The organism is Mesorhizobium sp. M1A.F.Ca.IN.020.06.1.1 (assembly GCF_004023265.1).
Classification (GTDB): domain Bacteria; phylum Pseudomonadota; class Alphaproteobacteria; order Rhizobiales; family Rhizobiaceae; genus Mesorhizobium.
On record NZ_RZSR01000384.1, the window covers coordinates 1 to 5,209 of the forward strand.

The 5,209-nt window shown below is 67.2% G+C and carries 5 protein-coding genes; 3 read left to right on the forward strand and 2 right to left on the reverse strand.

All coding sequences use genetic code 11. The features are described from left to right. A partial coding sequence (locus EOA60_RS17590; protein WP_206628150.1) for a trimethylamine methyltransferase family protein occupies nucleotides 1-206 on the reverse strand: 206 nt, incomplete at its 3' end. 90 nt (nucleotides 207-296) lie between these two features. Here EOA60_RS17590 and EOA60_RS17595 point away from each other — a divergent pair. Beyond that, nucleotides 297-1,199 carry a LysR substrate-binding domain-containing protein gene (locus EOA60_RS17595; RefSeq protein WP_127335416.1) on the forward strand — a complete coding sequence of 301 codons (903 nt, stop codon included), beginning with the start codon at nucleotides 297-299 and terminating at the stop codon, nucleotides 1,197-1,199. A gap of 45 nt (nucleotides 1,200-1,244) precedes the next feature. Beyond that, complete coding sequence (gene mutL / locus EOA60_RS17600) at nucleotides 1,245-3,122, forward strand: DNA mismatch repair endonuclease MutL (RefSeq protein WP_127335417.1); 1,878 nt, start codon at nucleotides 1,245-1,247, stop codon at nucleotides 3,120-3,122. Between the two features lie 184 nt (nucleotides 3,123-3,306). Here mutL and EOA60_RS17605 read toward each other — a convergent pair whose 3' ends face one another. Next, nucleotides 3,307-4,200 (reverse strand): DMT family transporter, encoded by an 894-nt coding sequence (locus EOA60_RS17605; RefSeq protein ID WP_095801347.1) that lies wholly within the window; start codon nucleotides 4,198-4,200, stop codon nucleotides 3,307-3,309. Between the two features lie 90 nt (nucleotides 4,201-4,290). Here EOA60_RS17605 and EOA60_RS17610 point away from each other — a divergent pair. After that, on the forward strand, nucleotides 4,291-5,209 hold a 919-nt coding region (locus EOA60_RS17610; protein ID WP_128311667.1), incomplete at its 3' end, for a LysR family transcriptional regulator.

The following is a 5,209-nucleotide window of genomic DNA, read 5'->3' on the forward strand; positions in this document are numbered from 1 at the left end:
AACTCGCAGCCAACCTCCTCGAGGATTTTGAGCGACTCCTCGTGGATCAGCTCCACCGCCTCGTCGGGCACGATCTCATAGGCCGGAATCTGGCGAACGAGCGTCGGGAAAGACGCGACCGGCGCGCTTCTCAGCGCCTTGCGCCCAAGGCGGCCGCCGCCGCGACGGTGGGTCGGCTCAGTCAATTCAGCGGCCGGTGCGTTCATGTTGTCTCCTTCATCCCGCCCGACCAAGTTAGCGACACGAAATATGGATGTGACGCTGGAAAATCCTGATCTCTTGTATAAGCTGTGCTTATGCGAAGCCTACGCCACCTCCTGCCCTCGGCCGGCAGCCTCGTCGTCTTCGAGGCGGCAGGCCGGCTGTCGAGCTTCACCGCCGCCGGGCGCGAGCTCGGCATGACCCAGGCGGCCGTATCCTATGCGGTGCGCGGACTGGAGGAACAGCTCGGCGCCAAGCTGTTTCAGCGCCGCCACCGCCAGGTGCTCCTGACCGAGGCCGGCGAGCGCTTCCACGCGGACGTCTCGCTGGGGTTGTCGCATATCCGCAAATCTGCCGAGGACCTTCGCCTGCAGGCGACCGGCGGCCATGTGACCCTTGCCGCCTCGACTGCCTTCGGCTCGTTCTGGATGATGCCGCGCCTGCAGCAGTTCCGCGACCAACTGCCGGGCATCGATCTGCGCATCCAGACCGCCGACCGCGACCTCGACATCATTGCCGAGGGTATTCCGCTCGGCGTGCGCGGCGGTGTGCCGCGCGACTGGCCGGACTATCACTCGCTGTCGCTGTCCGACGAAGAGATCTTCCCCGTCGCGGGACCGAGCTATCTGGCCAAATTCGGCATGCCGAAGACGGTCGAGGAACTGGCCACGCACCGGCTGATCCATCTCGAGGAGCCCTATCGCGAGGCGCCGAACTGGGACGAATGGTTCGCGTCGGCCGGAACCAGCCTGCGCAATGCCGAGCGCGGCCTGCGCATCAACGACTATGCCCTGGTGATCCAGGCGGTGATGGAAGGGCAAGGCATCTCGCTTGGCTGGCGGCATCTGGTCGAGCGGCTGGTCGCATCAGGGCTGCTGGTGCCGGTGACCGACCATGTGATGAGGACCGGCATCGGCTTCCACGTCATCTGGCCGAAGAACCGCGAGCTCAGCGACAACGCGCGCAAGGTCAGGGACTGGGTGGTGGCGCAGGCATGAAGTAGCCCCTCCCCCACACCGTTCGAATCCGCCTATAATCCTCGGATGCCCATTCGCCAGCTTTCCGAAACGATGATCAACCAGATCGCCGCCGGCGAGGTCATCGAGCGTCCCGCAAGCGTGGTGAAGGAGTTGGTCGAGAATGCGCTCGACGCCGGCGCGTCGCGCGTCGAGATCGTCACCGCCGGCGGCGGGCTCTCGCTCATCCGCGTCACCGATGACGGCTCGGGCATTCCCGAGCGCGAACTGGCGCTGGCAGTTGCCCGACACTGCACGTCGAAGCTGTCGGACGATATCCACGACATCCGCTCGCTCGGATTCCGCGGCGAGGCGTTGCCGTCGATCGGCTCGGTGGCCAGGCTTTCGATCCGCTCGCGCACGGCCGCCGGCGACAGCGCGGCCGAGATCAGCATCGAGGGCGGCCGGGTGTCGGCCGTCAAGCCGGCGGCCGCCAACCGCGGCACCACCGTCGAAGTGCGCGACCTGTTCTTCGCCACGCCGGCACGGCTCAAATTCATGAAGGGCGAGCGCGCCGAAAGCTCGGCCACCGGCGACGTGGTGAAGCGCATCGCCATTGCCTTCCCCGCCGTGCGCTTCACGCTTGCCGGATCCGACCGCTCGACGCTGGAGCTGCCGGCGACCGGCGACACGCCGGAGGGCCGGCTCGCCCGCATCGCGCAAGTGATGGGCGCCGACTTTCCCGACAATGCCATTGCCATCGATGCCATGCGCGACGGCGTGCATCTTGCCGGTCATGTCTCGATCCCTTCCTACACCCGCGCCAACGCGCTGCAGCAATATGCCTATGTCAACGGCCGGCCGGTGCGCGACAAGCTGATCGCCGGCGCGATCCGCGGCGCTTTCGCCGACGTGCTGCCGCGCGACCGGCATGCGGTGACCGTGCTGTTCCTTTCGCTCGATCCGGCAACCGTCGACGTCAACGTCCACCCGGCCAAGGCCGATGTGCGCTTCCGCGATCCGGGCCTGGTGCGCGGGTTGATTGTCGGCGCCATCCGCGAGGCGATGGCCGGCGCCGGCATCCGGGCCGCGACCACCGGCGCGGCCGGCATGATGGCGGCTTTCCGGCCCGGCGCGGCGTCCTATTCGCATCCCGGACCGGCCAATGGCCACCGCAGCTATGAGGCCGCTTTTCGCGCCTCCGGCTCCAGCTTCGACCACGGTTCGAATTTGGCGCGCTCGCCGCAGCGGCCGCTCGACATGGGCGAAGCGCGGCCGGCGCGAGGCGGCTTCGCCGAGAACGATCAGGCTGCCTTCGACACCGGGCCGCTGGCAAGCGCCGACGCGCGGGCGGGCATCGCCGAGCCGGCCGAGGCGCTGCTCGGCACGGTGCTGGGCGCGGCGCGCGCTCAGGTGCATGAGAACTATATCGTCGCCCAAACCCGGGACTCGCTGATCATCGTCGACCAGCATGCCGCACATGAGCGGCTGGTCTACGAGGCCTTGAAGAACGCGCTGCACTCTCGCGCCGTGCCTTCGCAGATGCTGCTTTTGCCCGAGATCGTCGACCTTCCGGAAGAGGATGCCGAACGGCTGGCGATGCATTCCGAGACACTGGCCAAATTCGGCCTCGGCCTGGAGCGCTTCGGCCCGGGCGCGGTGGCGGTGCGCGAGACGCCGTCGATGCTCGGCGAAACCAATGTGCAGCAACTGGTGCGTGACCTCGCCGACGAGATCGCCGACAACGACACGGTCGAGACGCTGAAGGAACGGCTGGACAGAATAGCCGCGACCATGGCCTGTCACGGCTCGGTGCGCTCGGGCCGCCTGCTCAAGGCCGAGGAGATGAACGCGCTGCTGCGCCAAATGGAGGCGACTCCCGGCTCCGGCACCTGCAACCATGGCAGGCCGACCTATATTGAGCTGAAACTCGCCGACATTGAAAGATTGTTCGGGCGAAGGTGAGCGCGCCAATTCCCCTCACCCAGCCTCGCTTCACTCCGCTGACTTCTCCCTATGGGGAGAGGAGACCTTCAGCGCCAGCACCAACCCGTTCTCGTGGCCGCGTAGCGGCCGGATGAGGGGCAAGAAAAGGGCCGCTCGAGGCGGCTCTTTCCTTTACTCAAGGCACCGGCCTCAACCCTTTGACTTACCGCTTCAAATTCACCACGATCACACCGCCGAGCGCCAGCGCGCCGCCGAGCATGCCGAGCAGAGTCGGTACTTCGCCGAGCCAGAAGAATCCAATCAGAGCGGAGGTCGGCGAGACCAGATAGAGGAAGTTCGAGGCGCGCGCGGCCGGCAGGCGCGACAGCGCGGTGGCCCAGGCGGCGTAGGCGATCAGGCTGGGCACAATGCCCAGATAGATGACGGCGCCGAGGCCGGCCATGTCGGCGACCGCAGCCTGCGAAAACGCTTCCGCCAGGAAGGGCGACAGGCAGAGCGCGCCGAGCACCATGTTGGAAGCGGCGATCGTCAGCGGATGGTGGCGGGCAAAGAGCGGCTTCTGGACGATGGTGTTGACGGCCGAGCAAAGGGCCGAGCCCAGCACCAGCAGCGCTCCGGTGTTGAAATGCAGGCCATGGCCGTCCGCCACCGCGATGATGCCGATGCCGGCAAACGAGATCACCGTGCCAAGCCAGGCCATGCCGGAAAAGCGCTCGCCGAGCAGCGCCATGGCCATGATGGCCGTGAAGATCGGGCTGACATTGATGATGAAGCCGGCGGCGCCCGCCGAGACGGTGAGCTCGCCGAAATTGAGCATGGCGGTGTAGAGCGCGACGAAGATGGCACCGCCGAAGCCGAAACGCCACAGCTCATCGATCCTCGGCAGCGCCGGACGCTTGACCGCAAGGAAGATCGCTGCCGGCACGGCCGCGATGGCGAAGCGCAGCGCCCCGAGTTCCAGCGGCTGGAAGGCGGCAAGGCCAGCGCGGATCGCCGGGAAGGCAGACGCCCAGCCGACCACCGTCAGCGCCACCGCGATCGCGGCCGTGGTGTCCATGCGCTGTGTCTCATTCAACGTGCCGGTGTACGCGCTCATTGCTGAATCCTCGTCCTTCAGTGTCATGGAGAGAGAAAACGCCATTGCCCGCCGATTGACAAACGAGCAATTCGAGGGTCAGCTGTGAGCATGCTTCACAGCTCTGACCAGCTATTGCCGCTCGAGACTTTGCGCGCCTTCGACGCGGCGGCGCGGACCGGAAGCTTTTCCGCGGCGGCCGAAAGGCTCAACCTCACCCATGGCGCGATCAGCCGTCAGATCGCCAAGCTGGAGGACTGGCTCGGGCTCAAGGTGTTCGAGCGCAACGCGCGCGGCGTGACGCTGACCAATGAGGGCAACCGGCTGCACCTGCGCACCACAGAGGCCTTCGCGCTGATCTCGGTCAATTCCGACCGCTGGGTCGAGCCGCGCGGCACCGCGGTGGTGCGGCTGGCTTCGATCCCTTCGGTCAGCGGCCTTTGGCTGATGCCGCGCATGGCGGCGCTCGAAAACAACCCGACGCGGCTGCGCATCGTGCTCGACGTCGACAACCGCCAGGCCGACCTTGCCGACGAAGGCATCGACCTTTCGGTGCGCTGCGGGCGCGGCCGCATTCCGGGCCGCGTCTCGGTCCAGCTTTTCGAGGAGCACATCTTCCCGATCGCCTCGCCGGAGCTGGCGGAGGAGATCGGGCACGGCGACCCGGACCGGCTGCTCAAATTCCCGCTGATCAACGATTCCGACGCGTCCGCCTGGCGCGCCTGGTTCGCGGCACAGGGGGTCGATTATCGCCCGCGCCCGCAGGACCGGCGTTTCGAGGACTACAATCTGGTGCTCGACGCGGGGGCGAACGGGCTCGGCATCGCGCTGGCGCGGCCGCCGCTGACGGCAGACCAGTTGAAGTCGGGCCGGATTGTTCCCGTTGACGAGCGGGTCGCGCTCAATCCGGTGTCCTACTGGCTCGACCGCCCGGTCGGCCGGCCGCGCGCGGCCGCCGCTGATCTCGCCCGACGCATCGCCGAACAGGCGGGCCTGGCGCCGGAGAAGCTCGAAGCCTTCCTGCAGGACG

What these genes read in the sequence shown, in the direction of transcription:
- EOA60_RS17595 (WP_127335416.1), top strand. Translation starts at nt 297, where the DNA reads ATGCGAAGCCTACGCCACCTCCTGCCCTCGGCCGGCAGCCTCGTCGTC.
- mutL (WP_127335417.1), top strand. Translation starts at nt 1,245, where the DNA reads ATGCCCATTCGCCAGCTTTCCGAAACGATGATCAACCAGATCGCCGCC.
- EOA60_RS17605 (WP_095801347.1), bottom strand. Translation starts at nt 4,200, where the DNA reads ATGAGCGCGTACACCGGCACGTTGAATGAGACACAGCGCATGGACACC.